This is a genomic window from Paenibacillus sp. V4I9, from assembly GCF_030817295.1.
Taxonomy (GTDB): domain Bacteria; phylum Bacillota; class Bacilli; order Paenibacillales; family NBRC-103111; genus Paenibacillus_E.
Genome location: NZ_JAUSZE010000001.1, coordinates 2,664,269 through 2,680,980 on the forward strand (window position 1 = coordinate 2,664,269; position 16,712 = coordinate 2,680,980).

Consider the following 16,712-nt stretch of genomic DNA (forward strand, 5'->3'; position numbering starts at 1 on the left):
GTGATTACTTGCGAGGGCTTAGTCAAAATTTATAAAACAGACGAGATTGAAGTTGTCGCTTTGCAAGGGCTAAACATTCAGATCGATGCCGGCGAGCTTATGGCCATTATTGGGAATAGCGGAAGCGGCAAGTCCACATTGCTGAACATATTAGGAGGGCTTGATCGCCCTTCTGCAGGTCAAGTGAAAGTCGGCGATTGGGATTTACTGAAGATTACCGATAAGCAGCTCGTTGATTACAAACGACATACAGTTGGCTTTATCTGGCAAAATAATGCGCGAAATCTCGTCTCTTACCTGACTGCGCTCGAGAACGTAGAAATGCCAATGATGCTCAGCGGGAACTATGACCCTGCCTACGCGAAACAACTGCTTGAATGGGTGGGCCTCAGCCACCGCTTGAACAACAAGCTGCAAGAACTGTCCGGTGGTGAACAGCAGCGCGTGGCGATTGCGATTTCGCTTGCAAACCGTCCGCGTTTACTGCTTGCGGATGAACCGACGGGGTCGGTGGATACGAAGACGGCGGATATGATCCTTTCTATTTTCCAACGGCTGAATAAGGAATTAGGTGTGACGATTGTCATTGTTACCCACGATATGTCCATGGCAGGCAAAGTAGGGCGAGTCGTTGCCATTCGAGATGGCATGACAAGTTCGGAGTTTATTGCCCGCAATCCTTCGATTTCGGCACTTGATGGAACCTCGGCAGGGCTCACGGGTGAAGACCATGAGGAGTATGTGGTGCTAGACCGAGCGGGACGATTGCAGGTTCCGAAGGCTTACTTGAGCGCATTGCAAATTGACGGTAAAGCTACGATGGAGTTTGATGGCGAGAAAATTATGATTAAAGCACCGAAAGATTTATCTGCGAATGAAGGTATTGAACGAATTGAATCAAATTCACAAACCGTTGGAGGAAAATCAAAATGAAAATGATCTCGCGTAAAATGCTTGCTACAACCCTAACACTGGCTATGGTAGCTCCACTAGCTGTTGCATGTACCAAAGGGGAAAAAACAGATGATAAACAGGAGCGCGTGCTTAAGATCGCGGCTTCTATGATGTACGGCGGTGAGGACGAGTATTTCAGACAACAATTTACCGAATTATTTGAATTCGCCAATCCGAATATCAAGATTGAAATGATTCCAACGATGGATGAGAAGTACCGTTATGGCAACATTCAGCCTGGAGAGAAAATGCCCGATCCTATGGAAAAGCTGAAGGAAGTGATGCAGGGTGATAATCCGCCGGATGTGGTTATGCTTGGATATGAACAGCTGCCGGATATGATTGAAAGCAACATGCTCACACAGCTGGATCAACGAATAACGAAAGATAAATTCGACACCGCAGGAATCGTTCCAGCGGTTATCGATGGCATGAAAAATGCAGGCGGCGGGAAGCTTTACGCACTTGCTCCAACATTCAGCTCCTCGGCACTCATTTATAATAAGAAAATGTTCCAAGATGCGGGTGTCGATTTTCCTAAGGATGGGATGACATGGGATGAGACGTTCGATCTTTCCAAACGCCTTGTTAAAGGCGAAGGGGAGAGCCGCATCAATGGTTTCTCGTTTAATACGCAATCTCAAGGCGGAGATTTGTTCTATGGTATGCAAATGTATACAGCTCCCCTGCAATTGAAAATGTTCGATGATTCCGGTGAGAAAATGACAGTGGATACGGACCAATGGGAAAAGGTTTGGGCAAAAATGGCTCAGATGCAAAAAGAGAATGTGTTCCCAGAGATGATGGATCCGCAGAAGCAAATGAATCGTCAGTATGATCAAAATAATCCTTTTGCGTATGATGATTTCATGTCAGGCCGGTTGGCCATGGCGATAATCAATTATGGTCAAATTCAACAGCTTACGAATGCGAACAAAAATGCAGCCAATTTTAAAGGTTACACACCAATTGAATGGGATGTCGTAACGATTCCTTCCCACCCGGAAGCAAAAGGTGTTGGCGGATCCATCTATATGAATGGTATTATGGGTATAAATGCCAAAGCGCAAAACCCTGATGATGCTTGGAAATTCATAAAGTTCATTAATGGCGAAGATTGGGCAAAATTGAAATCTCACAGTTCCTATAACTTGGTTGCCCGCTCCAAATATTTGAAGCCCAAAGATGGGTTGGAATTTCATATGGAAGCTTTCTACAATGTGACACCAGCTCCAATGGATAATAACATGAAAATTTATCGCAATAATCCTAACATTTATCAGGTACAGGAAATCGGTCGAACGCAGTTTATGAGTGTCCTTCAAGGGAAAACAACAGCTCGCGAAGCGCTCAAGCAATGGCAAACCCAGGGGGATGCGATGCTCAAACAAATGAAGGAAAATCCGAATACGCCTATGAACCCGATGATACAACAGGCTGTACCTGCTGGCTAAGGCAGGCTGGAATTTCTAATAGGATGATATTATGAAGGAGGACGCTCATTACCATGTATATCAAGAAACGCAATAATCGCTTGGCAACGATTGCCTTGTCTGCTGCATTGGCGCTCGGAGCTGTAACGCCCGCTTGGGCGGATAGCAGTCTATCCGCTATTACTGCAACCATTGGTAAGGTTTCCATCACAGGCAGTAGTTACTTTGAATTAAAACAGATCCATGTTTTGCCTGATCAAAGCGGAAAGCTCGCGACATTTACCATTACTATTCACAACGAGGGGAGCAGTGAGCTGCAATTTATTGATTATTGGGTTCGGTTGAAAAGCAAATCTGGCAATCAATTTTCAGCACGCTTGCTGCCCGCAGATAAGGATAAGAACCGGGTTGCTCCCGGTTCAACGACAGATTTAACGTTCTATGCGACTGTTAACACCAGCACGAACCTGCATGATCTCGTTGTCCAATTTATCAAATGGGATTTTAGCCAGTCCAATTTCGAGCGTGTGCTGGGAGAAATCGCAGTACCGGATACCTATACAGATGTAACGCCTTCAGATGGTGCTGCAGCAATTTCTGTAAATGGAACCAACGTGAAAGCTGCAATTAAAAAGTTTGTCAGCAATAAGAATGAAAAATATCACGTTCCCACCGTATATGTGACTTTAGAGAATGCTGGCAATCATACCGTTACGATTCCTGCTTACCTCTTCTCAATTCGCACGAAAGAGGGTCTGCTTTATCCGCTGGAAGCCAAAGGGTTGAAAGATTTGAAGATCAATCCGAAAGAAAGCAAAGAAATTCAGCTATCCGGTTCCATTCCGGTAGCTGTTTCAACGGACGATTGGCAGTTGGCGGTAGCAGAAACAATTCCTGACTTGAAATTGAATGTTTCCGTTGCGAATTTTGGGCTGCCTGCCGTTACGCAGCAAGAAGGAGGCTCTGTAGGTAAGGAGTATTCCTTCACAAGTAAATCCGGTATTTATACAACTCAACTTAATGGACTGCACCGACTGCCTTGGGAAGATCAAGACTTATTAACGGCCGATTTGACACTAAGTAATAAAGGTGAGGAGTCACTTCCGATCCCGAAATTATCAGGGTATTTCCTGCTTGATGGCGCAGTGAAAATTGATGCCAAGCTCATTCAGACAGCTAAAGTAATTGGATTGGGAGCAGGAGCGAGCGTCAATTTGCAAATAGCAGGCAAGGTCCCGTATACGTATGAATTTTCTCAAATTAAATTAGTTCTTCAAGAGAATGAGGGAGAAACGCCGCCGGCGGGTACTGGTACGGGCACTGCTACAGCAACGGATGTGCTGGAGTTTTCCACACAGGCAGAGCTGCAGGCCATCCCTTTCATTGGTATGGGGCAGTCCTATACATCCAATGATATTGGGCGTAAAGCGAAGTATGTAGTTCGAAGTGTATCCACATATGAGGATAAAACGAATATCATGTACTCTGCTATGGTGGAAGCAACCAATTTGGAGAAGCGTTTCACGAATGTATCCAAGTTCGTCGCCAATTTCCGATCATCGGATGGAACGGTTTTCCCGGCAACTATTGCTGAAGTAAAGAACAAGATTAGTCCAACAGGAAAAGCGTTATTAAATGTATGGGCTTCTGTGCCAAAAGGCTACACGACAGCGAATATGAACTTACTTCTTGGAGAAGCAGTGACTGAAGGGAAGCTGTCGGAAGGTGAGAAAGCCGTTGCTGATTCCTATGTGAATCCAGTTTCCTACTGGCTGCCTGATGAGAAGACGAATGTAGCCACAACGCTTAAAAATGTCGAATTATTCCCCTATACGATTACGATTGATAAAATTGGGACATCGATTGATAATAACGTCTTTACTTTAAAATTCAACTACGAATTAACCAAAGAAAAACTGACGGAAATTAATACCGAAGGTCATAACTTGCTGCTGGTTTTTGAAGATGGCGGCGGGATTAAACGATTTGAGAAAAAGTTTGATTTCAAAGACTTTGACGTTATTAACGGAGACTCAACCGCAGATGAAGATACGAAGATGCGTCTTGGCAAGCGGGAGAATTTCAAGATTACAAATCCTGATCCGGGCCTCATTTATAACACCAAATTCTTACAGAAGTATACACTCAGTATTTATGACGAGTTTCAAGGTCAGAGAAAGCTGCTGGCCACACAGAAAGCTGATTGGTTTATCACAACGGACTAATTCATTATTTGGAGCGAGGGCATTCAGCCTTCGCTTTTTTTCATTTAAGTCACATGAAGTCATAGCCGTTTTGCTGCTCATATGACCCAATATATGACTGGAATATGACTTCCCTCACCTGTTTTTATCAAAATGAAGAGCTATAATAAATCCTGACCGAGAAAAAACATAAAATTTTCAATTCTAGTTTATATTTTGTTAAGAAATTCCAAGTATGATGATTGAGTGAGTGAGCACGAAGGATGTAGGTATTAAAGCTGGTGATAGGGGAGAAGTGAGAATGTCCAAGTTAACCGAGTTTTCAATGAAAAATGTGGCAGCGATTTTCATCGTCATGCTGCTGTTGGTCGTAGGAGGAACGTATTCTACAACCACACTAAAGGTAGAAAGTATGCCAGATATTACATTTCCGGTCGTCATTATTAGCACTACATACGTAGCACCTCCGAAGGATGTGCTGGATGAAATTACAAAGCCGTTAGAGAAGGCTGTCGCAGGGTTGGATGGACTCAAAACCCTAAGCTCCGGATCACAGGACAATTATTCACAGATTATTTTGGAGTTAGACCAAGATAAAAAGCCTGAAGATGTTAAGAAAGATGTGGAGAGCCTGATCTCCAATGTTAAGCTGCCTCAAGGCTCTGAGAAGCCTAAAGTGTTAACAGCAGGCTTTTCTTCCGAACCGGTCTATTATTTAGCGGTTTACGGTGAGGCAGGAATGAACCAAACCGAGCTGGATAAAGCCTACAAGGATACGATTCTTCCCGGCTTTAATGGGCTCAAAGGGATTGACCATGTTGACTCTGTAGGCAATCAGGATGCTGTACTTACCATTAAGTTGGATGCTCCTGCGATGAATAATTATGGCCTAACGCCGGCAGATGTTTCGGGTTTGATCAAAGCCTCATTGGTATCTAGTCCTGCGGGTACGGTAGATTTCAATGGAAACACGCAGATGGTTCGAGTCAAAGGTGAAATGGATACGATTTACAATTTAGACAATTTGAAAATCACAACGAAAACAGGCGATACGCTTCTTCTCAAACAAATTGCCAAAGTTGAAGCTATCAGCGAGTCCAAGTTCATTGCAAGATTAGATGATCAACCAGCCATCGGTGTACTGCTTTACAAAACGAAAGCAGCGAATGCTGTAGAGTTTGCAGATAGTGCAGATAAGCTTATGACAGACTGGGGACAAACGCTGCCTGGCGTGAAATTCCACAAAATTTACAATTCAGCCAACGATATTAAAGATTCCATCCATGGTATGGTGCAAGAAGGCGGATTAGGCGCAGTGCTTGCCTCATTAATGATCTTGCTCTTCCTGCGTAATATACGTATGACGATCATCGTACTCGTTTCGATTCCTCTTTCGATTCTTGTTACGTTACTAGTCATGGGACCTCTAGGGATTTCCCTTAACATCATGACGTTAGGAGGAATGGCCATTGCAGTCGGGCGGGTCGTGGACGATAGTATCGTCGTTATTGAGAATATCTATAGTCAATTGCAAAGAGCACAAGAACGTAACGAATCTGTTATCAAATTAGCAACGAAACAGGTTTCTAGTGCGATTACTTCCTCTACAATTACAACAGTGGGTGTATTTGGTCCCATCGGATTTGTTAGCGGGGTTGTTGGTGAAGTATTCCGTCCTTTTGCCATTACACTAGTCGTTGCCTTAATGTCATCATTGATCGTTGCATTAACGGTAATCCCGATGCTGGCGAAGCTGATGGTACTTCGAAGCAAGAAGCTTACCAATCACGATGATAATCATGTTGGACCTATGGGTGAGAAATACAAAAAAGCGATCATATGGTCCTTGAATAACCGCATCAAAACATTATTGATGGCTGGTGCTGCCCTTATTCTCTCGATCATCATTACAGTACCTAATTTAGCGGTGGCTTTCATGCCCAATAGTGAAGCCGTTAAACAAGGGGTTATTGAGATTAAAATGCCGCGAGAAACATCCATCGAAATGATGAATGAGAAGGCCAAAGAGCTTGAAAAAGACTTGAAATTACATTTGGACAAAGCCGGCAAACCAGCATTCAAGTACATTGAATCCCTTGTAGGTTACAACCAGAGCAGTGACCGATTTGCTTATAGAGCGATGATGTTTTTCGAGCTAACAGCAGAAACCGATGCGACAGAAGGTGTCAAAAAGTATAAGGAAGATATGTTGAAACTGATGCCTCCAGGATCCGATGCGAATATACAATTGTTTACAGGTGGGCCTCCTACCTCAACTGGATCCGATTTCTCCTATTCCCTTAAAGGGGATGACCAGCTTTATCTTAAGCAAGCATCGCAGCTGGTTAAAGATAAAATGAAGGAGTTCCCTGAGCTGAACGACATTAAAGACAGCTTGAGTGATTCCAAAACCGAAGTAGAGATTACGGTAGATCAAAATAAAGCACGCTTGTATGGACTCTCCAGTGCTCAAATTTTACAATCGGTCAACGCATGGATTGCGGAAGAGAAGCTTGGCGATCTTAAATTTAATAACGTCACCTATGCCACCAAAGTTATGTTAAATCCCGCTTACAAAAACTCTGTGGATAAACTGGGTACTTTCTTAATTAAGACTCCTACCGGTCAAACGATTCAGTTAAATGAAGTCGCTCGAGTCAAACAGATTGAAGCACCAAATAGCATTAGTCGTGAAGACCAAGAACAAATCGTCAGTGTAAGAGCGAAAATTGATGCCACGGATAAAGGCGGCGTCAGCAAGAAAATTACGGAAGAGTTAGCTAAGTTAGAACTTCCTTCAGGCGTTACTCGTGAAGTGAAGGGCGTATCCGATGATATTAACAGAAGCTTCATGCAAATGTTTATGGCCATCATCGCTTCCATCTTCATTGTTTACATGGTCATGGTTATTGCCTTTGGAAACGCTAGAGCACCGCTTGCGATTCTGTTTTCACTGCCGCTTGCTGCGATTGGGGGCCTTTTAGGACTCCTAATAACGGGCGAATCGATCAATGTAACATCGCTCATCGGCTTCCTAATGCTGATCGGTATCGTTGTAACAAACGCGATTGTACTCGTAGACCGCGTACAGCAGCTGAGAGAGCAAGATTATTCGATTCGTGACGCACTTATTGAAGCGGGTATTACGAGGTTAAGACCTATTATCATGACGGCAGGTGCTACTATCCTTGCACTGATGCCTTTAGGACTTGGATTATCCAAAGGAACGATCATTTCCAAAGGTTTGGCTGTCGTAGTTATTGGTGGTCTTACGACTTCAACTCTACTAACACTCGTAATTGTGCCTATCATATATGAGATCTTATTTAAGAAAAGAGAAGGCCGCCTCTTCAAGAGAAAAGGAAAGTCGAATTCTATCCAATCGGAGCAAGCAGCATCTGCCCTCCAATAAGCTAAACAAGGGAAAAGGAGAAAACGAATATGAAACGTCAGTTGTTTATGATTAAACAGAGTACCAAATTATTCGGTGTCGTCGCGCTTAGCGCGGCGATAGCCGTAGGATGTTCCGCATCACCAGTAGCAAGCCCAGCAGCAACAACTGCTGCAGCCGAGCAAGGGGTCAAGGTAGTCAAAACGGCCAAGATAGCCAAGCAAAAGATTGGTGAGCCTGTTGAACAAGTCGGTGACGTGGTATCATCCGTACAATTAGATATTGTCGCGAAGTCTGGTGGCGAAGTCATTGAAATCGTGAAGAAACGCGGAGATATTGTAGAGAAGGGCGATGTGCTTTTCCGTTTGGATCCAACGGATGTTCTTATACAGAAGGATTTGAATTCCGTTAATATTAAAGGGGCGCAGGCAGGGCTTACGGAGGCTAAACAGAAGACATCGAACGGCATAGAAGATGCCAAGGATGGTGTTTCTAAGTTGGAGACCGCCGTTACTGATCTAGAGAAAGCCTACAACACGGTTCGCAATGAATATGATCTAGGCACAGCAACAAAATCTCAATTAGAGCAGGCGGAAACGGCGCTTATTAATAGAAAGAAAGATTTAGCAAGCGCACGTAGATCACTGAAAACACTGCAAGAGACGAATTCGCTCGCACAAGTAGAGACTAGTTTAGAATCGGCGCAAGTAAGTGCGAGGAATATTGAGAGGACTCTTAGCAATCTTGAGGTAAAAGCGCCAGCTTCCGGCGTGTTAACAGATCTCAACGTGACTGTCGGCCAAACGTTAGCGCCTGGCGGCCGCGTAGGGGAAGTTCAACAGACGAATCCGGTCAAAATCAAAGCCCAGCTTACCGAAGCATCGGCTAACCTTGTTAGAGGCAAGAGCGAATTGACTTTCTACATACCTGGGGTAACGACGAAAGCTGGAGCCAAAGTGATTTACTTATCGGATGTAATTAACGGGCAATCCAAAGCTTATGATCTGGAATTGGAGGTTCCGAATCCGGATGGCAAGCTGAAACCAGGCTCCAAGGCACAAGTGGAACTTACTAAAGATGATGAACAAAATGTACCTGTCGTTCCAAGTCTTAGCATCGTTCGCGAGGGCGGGAATAACTTTGTCTATATTGTAAATGGTGAAACGGTACAGAAGCGTAAAGTTGAACTTGGTCGTTTGAATGAGACCAATCAGGAAATTATTTCCGGAGTTAAAGAAGACGAAATTCTTGTCATATCTGGTCAACATCAACTAAAAGATCAAGATAAAATAAAAGTGGGTAACTAACAAAAACTTGAGGAGGAGAAATAAGTGAATAAGACGATGAAGAGATCACTAGCTACCATTGTTCTATCAGCTGCACTTTTAACTACAGCATCTTTTCCTGCATGGGCTGCGGATGGTCTGAACTTGGCAGCAGTAGCTGCAGCAAATACCAATATAAGCTATACACTGACGGATAAAATTGAGGTCGAAATTAAAAGCATTCTCAATGAGCACGAGTCGGATTCAACGAAATTGGGTGCCGTCATTCGAATTAGAAATACGAGTGGTAAAATCTCGCGTGTACCTGACTTTGAACTGCGGGTTCGCATGGCAGATGGCGTCGAATATACGCTGCAGCCAAGTGCCAAAAACCCTAAATCCATACAAGCCAAGAGCCAGCAGGAGCTCAGCTACTTGACGACGGTTGAACGGAGTGACGATGTTGCTCTTACTGATCTCAGCTTTGTAGATGTAGATCTTGAGGTGTATCCAAAAGAAGAAACAACACTTCTTAACGTGGCAGTTGACTCGGGCATCGTATGGAATGGCAGTGACAGCACCATAACGAAACCAACCGCTATCCTTAAATGGGGAGAAGCGTTTACCTTACCTTCTTTGCGCTCATCCCTTGGGTTCATACCTGTGGACATTCATAAGGAAATTACAGCCAAAGGCGTTTCCACAGTTGTTCAAATTCAAGTCGTAAATCCGACCAAAGAACGTCAAACCGTACCTAACTTTGGGATTGATGGGAAAACAGAAAATAACGTTTATTCCGGCAGTCGCGCCGAAGCTTCCGTCATGCTAGATCCAGGTGAGAAGAAATATATCCATATTGTCATTCCAACTGATCTGGATACGGAATTTACTAGCTTGAATGTCGTAACACCGGAGAGTTTTGCCACTGCGTCGGGTGAGGGTAAGTTCCACGAAGACACATATCGGGTAGGACGTATCAATATTCTTCTCCCTACAGGTGCTGCGACGCAGGGAGTCATCCCTGCCCCAGAATATACCTTAGGTACACCAGTTAAACTGGATTCTACGAATAAATTCGTTCCTTTTAATGTCGATGTTTCGCTGGTTGAATTACATGTAACAAGTAATGAAGACGATGGCTTTAACACAGCTGTGGCGAAGTTTAAACTGACGAACAACAGTGACCGTCCGATCCTAATTCCGGCGATCCAAACGGAGCTTGTTAGTAAAGATGGTTATGCGTATGGAGGAAGAAGACAGGAAGCTACAGCACTAAGTGTTGTTCCTAATGCCTCGTATGTGGTTAGTTATTCGTATGCACTTCCAGCATCGGAAAATGGCGAAGGCCTGAAAATGAACCTTTACAGCCAACAAGTTAGTGGAGATACGACCTATAAATCACTGCTTGCGACGGCGAAAGTACCTGTTCAGAAGAATGATCCAACGAGCAAAACTCTAAACGTGTATCCGTATGGCATTACGATTAAAGATTGGACAATTTCAGCTATATTCCAAGGTAATATGACTTATGATTATAAGCTGAAGCTTGATCTGGAAATTAAGCCGGATAAGCAAGTAACGGTAGATAAGTTTAACAGTAAGCTCTCATTCGAATTATTCGATAATGTTGGAAATCCGGTTGGAAAATCAGTTGAAGCCTTGTCAGGCGAAGGACGTTTATACAATGGAACAAACACAATTAACCTAAATGCGAAATCCAACCAACTGGACTTCCCGATTCAGGTCAAAGTATTTGAGACATTCACGAACGAATATGGTGAATCCGTGAAACGGTTGTTGACTACATTCAAACAATAGTTAACTCAACGAAATAGCTACTTGGACTCGTGCTCTAGAGCACCTCCTAGTAGTTTTTTTGCTATATATCGAGAGGTAACTCTTTGCTTTGTGGAGGAGTGCTCATAAGGAGGCCTTATTTTGGATAAGATAGCATTAACGATATGAACATAACGGAGTGAATGCAATGAACTGGATATATTGGGCTAAATTATACGATTCCAAGTTTCAAGCGGGCTGCCTGGCGAAAAGAATGGAAGAGGACTGGTGGATTTACGGCTATGAATGTCCACAAGAAGTGGAAGTATTTAAGTCCAAAAAAGGGCGATTTGGCGTTCGTTATAACACGTAATTCGTACGAAATAACCTAGAAATTAACGCTTGACTTAGACCTCGCATTTAGTGTATATTTATTTTTGTCGCTGTTGAGCGGCAGCTAATGACGCGGGGTGGAGCAGCCCGGTAGCTCGTCGGGCTCATAACCCGAAGGCCGCAGGTTCAAATCCTGCCCCCGCAACCAAATTTTATTTTGGGCCTATAGCTCAGTTGGTTAGAGCGGTCGGCTCATAACCGATTGGTCGGGGGTTCGAGTCCCTCTGGGCCCATAGCACGGAAACCCTTCGTATAAGGGTTTTTATTATTTTATAACATCAAATAAGCCTCTCGATTTCATCTCTTCACGATGAATTGGAGAGGCTTTTTTACATTTTGTCCGAAGTATTGCATGCTTATCCAATTCTCCTAAAGGGACAGTGACCTCGAGTGTCGAAGAATTGTTCATGCACGATAATGGGACACATAGAATATGAGCATATTGGACAGCAAAAACAGGATGAACGCTTAAGAAATGGGTGGGATATAGAATGATAACACTGCTCGGAATAGATCTAGGGACTTCTAGTGTGAAGACAGCTGCCATGGACCCTGCGGGACGGATGGTAGGCTTATCTCAACAAAGCTATGACATTCATTCGCCCTTGGTCGGCTATGCGGAGCAAGAGCCTCAGCTATGGTGGGAAGCAGTACGACAAACCTTGTCTGAATCTGTCAGGCAAGCAGGCGCAGGTAACAGCGACCGTTACGCTATTGGCTTATCTGGACAGATGCATGGGCTTGTTGCAATCGGGACGGATGGACAGGTGCTTAGGCCTGCGATTATTTGGTGTGATCAGCGCTCAATTGAACAGAAAGAACAGCTTGAGGCGATGTATTCTATCGAGCAGCTTGGCAAGCTAGTACAGAACGGGGCTGCGACTGGCTTTCTGCTTATATCGCTGTTGTGGTTAAAGCAGAATGAACCGGATACCTATGAGAAGATTTGGAAAGTCATGCTGCCGAAGGATTATATCAGGTACAGGCTAACCGGCGAAGTAGGAACCGAGTCAACGGATGCATCAGGCACATTAGCTTATGATGTAGCCAATAAGTGTTGGTCAAGTGAACTGTTGGGGCAGCTTGGAATTGATCCGGAACTGCTGCCAACCGTACGTGAGCCTTGGGAGGTTGCAGGAACGCTGACAACTGAGGCAGCAAACGATTGTGCCATTCCAGCAGGTACTGTTGTCGTCTTTGGCGGCGCAGACCAGCCCATGCAGGCTATTGGTAATGGGATTTTACATCAGGGGCAAGCTTCGTGTACGTTGGGCACAGGAGGACAATGGTTTGTCCCTGTAGATACGCCTACCTATGATTCCTTGCTGCGAACACATACCTTTACCCACGCAGCACCAGGCAAATGGTATTTGATGGCGGCGATGCTGAATGCTGGCCTATCACATAGATGGCTAACAGAGAACATTCTCAAAAATAAGGACGTCAGGTCACTCGATGAAAGCGCTGCTCATGTTCCCCCAGGCTCAGAAGGTCTTATTTTCCTGCCCTACTTAACAGGCGAGCGAACCCCGCATATGGACCCTTTTGCTAGAGGCGCCATGTTCGGTTTAACGCTGAAGCACAATGAAGCACATCTGGTTCGGGCTGTGATGGAGGGAGTGGCTTTTGCGCTGCGCGATGGGTTGGAGGTATTGGTAGCATTGGGTGTGAGAGTTGACCGAATCGTAATGGCTGGTGGTGGAGCAAAAAGTGCTTTATGGCTGCAAATACTTGCAGATGTGCTAACTTGTGAGTTATATCCATCCGTTATGAAAGAGCAGGCCAGCATTGGTGCGGCCATGATGGCAGGAGTAGGGGCAGGTGTATATGCATCTATAGAGGAAGCGTGTGAGATCGTGGTGAAGCAAGCGGAGAGACCGATTGCGCCTATTTTGAAGAACAGATCCGTCTATGAAGAGCAGTACGCAATCTTTAGAGAGTTATATCAATGCAATAAGGAATTGTTCAAAAGAGTGAGTGGTTTAACCAGTCCTTAATAGGCACGAAACAACCTATACAGTAATCGATGAAAACCTGAGAAATCAGGTTTTTTGTTTTTGTGGGAATAAAAGTCACTCCGATGAGAAATCTTATACAAGGTTGCTAAAGGTAAGATAAGAAAGGAGAGGTTTGGATGGGGATTTTAAGTGGGAAACCCAAAGACGAGCCCTTGCATTACGGGGAGGTTTATGATGTTTGGCAGTTCTCCATGGCAGCAAAGGGATGTATTTCGGGTTATAGAGCCTTGAGCTATCATGCTGGAGATAAAGACTTAAAAGAGATCATCGGAGATGTCATCAACCAAGCCGAGTTAGAAGTCAGAGAGTGCGACGAAATTCTTAATAGTAATGGTATCGTTCCTCATCCGGTACATCCTGACCGCCCAAAAGCGAAATTAGAGGAGATACCTATCGGAGCAAGATTCACTGATCCCGAGATCGCAGCTATGGTATCGGCAGATTTGGCGGCAGGTCTGATCACTTGCAGTCAGGTAATGGGCAAGTCTATTCGTGAAGATGTAGGTGCTCTTTTTGTAAAGTACCATGTCACCAAAGCTGCCATCGGATTAAAAGCTCTTCGACTAAGCAAAGAAAAGGGCTGGCTTGTCCCCCCGCCTCTACAAATCAAAAGACCCGATTTAGTAGAAGCTTAAGACCCAAAATATGAGGAGGATTTACAATGTATCAAGACCAAAATATCAATAACCAATTTCAACAAACGCAAGGTATCATTGCACAACTTATAAACCAAACGCAACAATCCTCGCAGATGTATCAACAGATGCTTCAACAAGAGCAGCAAAATGCAATGAGACTTGAAGAGCTAGCACAACGGGAACAAAAAGCCGTCCAAATCATTCAATCTGCGCTGCAAGGCCACCAAATGGCTATTCAACAATTACAACAAGTTTCCCAGCTGTGCAGACAGCTTGAACAAACAGCTCAAAGCAGCTTTCAGTCTCAAAATATGATGCAACCTCAACAACAAACGAATTATGCCAATTCATATGGTTCATCGTCCCGCGGTTATCAATAATACCAAGCATGCATAGATGAAAAAGGATAGAGGCTGACGATATTCGTCGGCCTTTATTCGTTATTTTATAAAATCGAGTAAAATGAGTCAGGAGCGATGGTTATCTGCAGCGATGATTGGATAGTGTGCTTATTTTCGGATGTTATTGTAAAATTAATTTTATAACGATTCAAAAGGAGAAAGTTATGTGCCGAAATATTAAAACATTATTCAATTTTGATCCTTTGGCTACCAATGATGAAATTCAGGCGGCCTCGCTGCAATTTGTGAGAAAGATCTCAGGCTTTACTGAGCCTTCAAAAGCGAATGAGGCGGCGTTTAATCAAGCTGTCAAGGAGGTTAGTATAATTGCTCGGAATCTGTTGGACTCGCTGGTAACCAACGCTGAGCCCCGTAATCGTGAGGTTGAAATCGAACGTGCGCGTGCTAGGAATGCAAAAAGGTTTGGAACAAAAGAAGATGAATGACATCATAGATGAAGTACGGGTTCTTTCTTAAGGGGAAAGAGCCTTTTTTGTATTTACCTGGTTAGGCTTTCAACTTGTCCTTGTAGCGTTCAACCCTCGTTACGCATATTCTGTATGAAACTAGTAGAAATTAGGTGATAGAAAGTGACCAAAGGTTTTGATTGTTCAACGCCTTTAACGGCGCAAACTGCCGCTGCTTTCGTCAAAGATGGCTACTTGTTTGTAGCCAGATATCTCGTTCCGAGTGGTTACAAGGCGTTAACCAAAAGCGAAGCGGACACGATCAGCGAGGCAGGACTGCAAATCGTATCTGTTTTCGAAACAACCGCTAACCGAGCTCTCGGAGGAAGAAGCGCTGGATTGGCTGATGGGGCAACAGCTGTGCAGGTTGCTCATAATCTGGGCCAACCACCTGGCAGCTGTATTTACTTTGCTGTCGACTTTGATGCCTCAAGTGCTCAAATGCCAACCGTTATTGCCTATATCCGGGCAGCAAGTGAGGCGACACCCGAGTATACGACTGGTGTATATGGTTCTTATTCCGTGATGGAAGCCGTCTGGAACGCTGGAGCTTGCTCTCATTTTTGGCAGACGTATGCTTGGAGTGGTGGTAAAAAGTCCAGTTTCATAAATATTTATCAATACTTGAACGATGTGGTTGAGCATGGGATTGGTGTGGATTACGATGAATCGTATGGAAATGAAGGTTGGTGGAATACGATAGCACCACCTGAGCCACCCGTGTCGTATCCTCTGTCTCCTAAAGATGCCAATGTGATTATACCCTTCCTTTCGGCCGGATATGAGGCGACGTCATCCACTGCTGCTAGGGAAGAATTTCATCGACTTGCCAATGAGCTGCGCAGAGTTTCGGGTCAACCAGAACAATAATCGCCCGAAAGTAAACCGAATCCTCCATTGATACGTTTACTCTATAGAGTAGATGTACAAATTCAAAGGAGGATTTTTTATATGAAAAAAAGTTTATTCGCGGTTGTTCTCGGTTTCGGTTTGCTCACTACAAGCATCTTATCGGTTTCGGCTAATGAACATGAGCCTGGGCATGATAGCATGGCGGCTGAAATGAGTATGAAAGCAGCGGTACAACAGCAGGTAAAGTCGGATATGAAGCTCACTTTGAATGGTAAACCCTTGCAGCTCGATGAGTCCTACCTCATTGATAACTCCTTGTTTGTACCGTATCGTGCCTTTGCAGAAGGCATTGGATCAGAAGTAGGCTATGATGCCGCTACACAAACAGTAACCGTTAAGAAGGACACAAAAACCGTTAAGCTCATGATCGGATCCTCTGAAGCCAATGTGGACGGCGCCAAAGTTTCCATGGTCGGTCCTGCTCAGTTAATTAACAGTTCAACCTTCGTTCACTCCCGTTTTTTGGCTGAAGTTTTCGGGATTAGGGTCTTGTATGATGAAACAACGCGGACAGTAAATCTCGTTAGCGGAGGGACTTCCGGATCCGGACAAGAGGTGGCTAAAACGTATTATGTGAATATTGAGGGCTTTGCATTCAAAGAAGGGGATATCACCGTTGAAGCAGGCTCCACTGTTATCTTTACGAATAAGGATAAAGTGAATCACAATGCTGTCGCTGATGATGGCAGTTTCCAAACAGCGCTTTTGGCGATGGGTGAATCGGAAAGTGTTACGTTTGCTAAGGCAGGTGAGTATACGTACTTCTGTGAACCTCATAAGAATTTCATGAAGGGTAAAATTACCGTGAAATAAAGATTATAAGCCCGGCATCTCTCGACTAGCTCTGAGATGCCGGGCTT

Annotated in this window: 13 protein-coding genes and 2 tRNA genes; all 15 read left to right on the plus strand. The window is 44.3% G+C overall.

Going from position 1 to position 16,712, the window contains the following annotated elements; all coding sequences use genetic code 11:
* The 15 genes from QFZ81_RS12125 (at position 1) to QFZ81_RS12195 (ending at position 16,665) form a co-directional block, all read left to right on the plus strand.
* Positions 1–933 carry an ABC transporter ATP-binding protein gene (locus QFZ81_RS12125; protein ID WP_307602890.1) on the plus strand — a complete coding sequence of 311 codons (933 nt, stop codon included), beginning with the start codon at positions 1–3 and terminating at the stop codon, positions 931–933.
* Positions 930–2,408, plus strand: a complete 1,479-nt coding sequence (locus QFZ81_RS12130; RefSeq protein WP_307602891.1) for an ABC transporter substrate-binding protein — start codon at positions 930–932, stop codon at positions 2,406–2,408. The genes QFZ81_RS12125 and QFZ81_RS12130 overlap by 4 nt, the downstream gene beginning before the upstream one ends.
* Positions 2,409–2,461: 53 nt before the next feature.
* Entirely contained in the window at positions 2,462–4,612 is a 2,151-nt protein-coding gene (locus tag QFZ81_RS12135; RefSeq protein WP_307444173.1) for a hypothetical protein, read from the plus strand.
* Between the two features lie 280 nt (positions 4,613–4,892).
* Positions 4,893–8,003, plus strand: a complete 3,111-nt coding sequence (locus QFZ81_RS12140; protein WP_307602893.1) for an efflux RND transporter permease subunit — start codon at positions 4,893–4,895, stop codon at positions 8,001–8,003.
* A 29-nt stretch (positions 8,004–8,032) separates the two neighbouring features.
* Positions 8,033–9,289, plus strand: a complete 1,257-nt coding sequence (locus QFZ81_RS12145; RefSeq protein ID WP_307602895.1) for an efflux RND transporter periplasmic adaptor subunit — start codon at positions 8,033–8,035, stop codon at positions 9,287–9,289.
* Positions 9,290–9,313: 24 nt separating this feature from the next.
* On the plus strand, positions 9,314–11,065 hold the full coding sequence (locus QFZ81_RS12150) for a hypothetical protein (protein ID WP_307602897.1): 1,752 nt from the start codon (positions 9,314–9,316) through the stop codon (positions 11,063–11,065).
* Positions 11,066–11,231: 166 nt separating this feature from the next.
* Positions 11,232–11,396, plus strand: a complete 165-nt coding sequence (locus QFZ81_RS12155) for a hypothetical protein (protein ID WP_164484139.1) — start codon at positions 11,232–11,234, stop codon at positions 11,394–11,396.
* Between the two features lie 91 nt (positions 11,397–11,487).
* Positions 11,488–11,564, plus strand: a tRNA-Met gene (locus QFZ81_RS12160).
* Positions 11,565–11,575: 11 nt separating this feature from the next.
* A tRNA-Ile gene (locus QFZ81_RS12165) sits at positions 11,576–11,649 on the plus strand.
* Between the two features lie 258 nt (positions 11,650–11,907).
* Positions 11,908–13,413, plus strand: coding sequence for a xylulokinase (gene xylB, locus QFZ81_RS12170; RefSeq protein ID WP_307602899.1), 1,506 nt, complete (start codon positions 11,908–11,910; stop codon positions 13,411–13,413).
* Positions 13,414–13,550: 137 nt separating this feature from the next.
* Entirely contained in the window at positions 13,551–14,069 is a 519-nt protein-coding gene (locus QFZ81_RS12175; RefSeq protein ID WP_307444029.1) for a DUF3231 family protein, read from the plus strand.
* Positions 14,070–14,095: 26 nt separating this feature from the next.
* The gene (locus QFZ81_RS12180; protein ID WP_307444026.1) at positions 14,096–14,452 is read left to right on the plus strand and encodes a hypothetical protein; all 357 of its coding nucleotides are present in this window, start codon (positions 14,096–14,098) and stop codon (positions 14,450–14,452) included.
* Positions 14,453–14,637: 185 nt separating this feature from the next.
* Positions 14,638–14,919, plus strand: coding sequence for a DUF2277 domain-containing protein (locus QFZ81_RS12185; protein WP_307444024.1), 282 nt, complete (start codon positions 14,638–14,640; stop codon positions 14,917–14,919).
* Positions 14,920–15,063: 144 nt separating this feature from the next.
* Complete coding sequence (locus QFZ81_RS12190) at positions 15,064–15,810, plus strand: DUF1906 domain-containing protein (protein WP_307444023.1); 747 nt, start codon at positions 15,064–15,066, stop codon at positions 15,808–15,810.
* Positions 15,811–15,891: 81 nt separating this feature from the next.
* Entirely contained in the window at positions 15,892–16,665 is a 774-nt protein-coding gene (locus tag QFZ81_RS12195; RefSeq protein WP_307444020.1) for a stalk domain-containing protein, read from the plus strand.
* Positions 16,666–16,712 lie beyond the last annotated feature (47 nt).